Origin of the sequence: Streptomyces sp. PT12, from assembly GCF_003311645.1 — a bacterium.
Lineage (GTDB): Bacteria > Actinomycetota > Actinomycetes > Streptomycetales > Streptomycetaceae > Streptomyces.
Genome location: NZ_QEST01000229.1, coordinates 1 through 1,881, shown reverse-complemented (window position 1 = coordinate 1,881; position 1,881 = coordinate 1). Strand labels below are relative to the sequence as shown.

Genomic DNA, 1,881 nt, shown 5'->3' with positions numbered 1-1,881 from the left:
TCGCCGCCCACCGCCGCGCCCACGGCCTGCCCGCCCAGTCCCTCGCCTGGGGACCGTGGAGCCAGGCGTCGGGCATGGCGGGCACCCTGAACGAGGCCGACCGCACCCGCATGGAGCGCGGCGGCATCATCCCGCTCTCCAACCGCGACGGCCTCACCCTCTTCGACGCGGCCATCCGCTCGGACGAACGCGCCCCGATCCCGCTGAAGTTGAACCTGGCCGCGGTCCGCGCCAGCGGCTCGGTGCCCGACGTGCTGCGCGGCCTGATCCCCGCTGTCACGCGCGGCGCCGCCCGCACCCGCGCCGACGCCGAGGGGATCAGGCAGCGGCTCGTGGGCCTGACCGAGGACCAGCGGCTCGACACCCTGCTGACCCTGGTCCGCGCCCAGGCGGCCGGGACCCTCGGCTATGCGGGACCCGAGGCCGTCGGCCCGGAGCGCACCTTCCGTGACCTGGGTGTCGACTCCCTCGCGGCGATGGAGCTGCGCAACGGCCTCGGCCGGGCCACGGGCCTGAAGCTCCCTGCGACCCTGGTGTTCGACTACCCGACCCCGGCCGTGCTCGCCCGCCACCTGCTCGACGAGGTGTGGGGGACCGTCGACGACGATCAGGTCAGGCGGGTCGTGGCCCCGGCCGACGACGACCCGATCGCCATCATCGGGATGGCGTGCCGCTACCCGGGCGGGGTGTCATCGCCCGAGGAGCTGTGGCGTCTGGTTGACGGCGGAGTTGACGCGATCTCGGGCTTTCCCACGAACCGCGGCTGGAACCTGGACCGCATCTACGACCCCACGGGCACGCGCCCCGGCACCAGCTATGTGGACCGGGGTGGATTCCTTTATGACGCGGGGGAGTTCGACCCCGGCTTCTTCGGGATCGCGCCCAACGAGGCGCTGGCGATGGACCCGCAGCAGCGGCTCCTGCTGGAAACCTCGTGGGAGGCGCTGGAGCGCGCCGGGATCGACCCGTCGTCGTTGAAGGGCAGTGCGACCGGCGTGTTCACCGGGATGAGCTACCACGACTACAGCCACAACAGCAGCACGGGCGCGATCGCCTCGGGTCGCGTCGCCTACACCCTGGGCCTGGAAGGCCCCGCGGTCACGGTCGACACGGCATGCTCGTCGTCGCTGGTCGCGCTGCACTGGGCGGCGCAGGCGCTGCGCTCGGGCGAGTGCTCGCTCGCCCTCGCGAGCGGCGTCGCCGTGATGGCGACCTCCGAGAACTTCATCGAGTTCAGCGACCAGCGCGGCCTGGCGCGCGACGGCCGCTGCAAGTCGTTCGCCGCGGCGGCCGATGGCACCGGGTGGGGCGAGGGCGTCGGCGTGCTGCTGGTCGAGCGCCTGTCGGAGGCGCGCCGCAACGGCCACCCCGTGCTCGCCGTGGTGCGGGGCACCGCCACCAACCAGGACGGCGCGAGCAATGGCCTCACCGCGCCCAACGGCCCGGCCCAACGCCGGGTGATCAGGCAGGCGTTGGCGAACGCGGGCCTGTCTCCCGCCGATGTGGACGCGGTTGAGGCGCATGGCACGGGAACGACGCTCGGCGACCCGATCGAGGCGCAGGCGCTGCTTGCCACCTATGGCCAGGACCGCGAGGAGCCCCTGTGGCTGGGCTCGATCAAGTCCAACATCGGCCACACCCAGGCGGCGGCCGGTGCCGCCTCGATCATCAAGATGATCGAGGCGATGCGGCACGGCGTCCTTCCGAAGACCCTGCACGTGGACGAGCCCACGCGGCAGGTGGAGTGGGAAGCGGGCAACGTCAGGCTGCTGACCGAGCCTCGAGAGTGGACGGCCAACGGCCGCCCGCGCCGCGCGGGCATCTCCTCGTTCGGGATCAGCGGCACCAACGCGCACGTGATCATCGAGGAGGCGCCCGAGG

At 72.7% G+C, this 1,881-nt stretch carries 1 protein-coding gene; it reads left to right on the top strand.

The features are described from left to right. The coding region (locus DEH69_RS31120; protein ID WP_258534920.1) for a beta-ketoacyl synthase N-terminal-like domain-containing protein at positions 1 to 1,881 on the top strand (1,881 nt) is incomplete at both ends.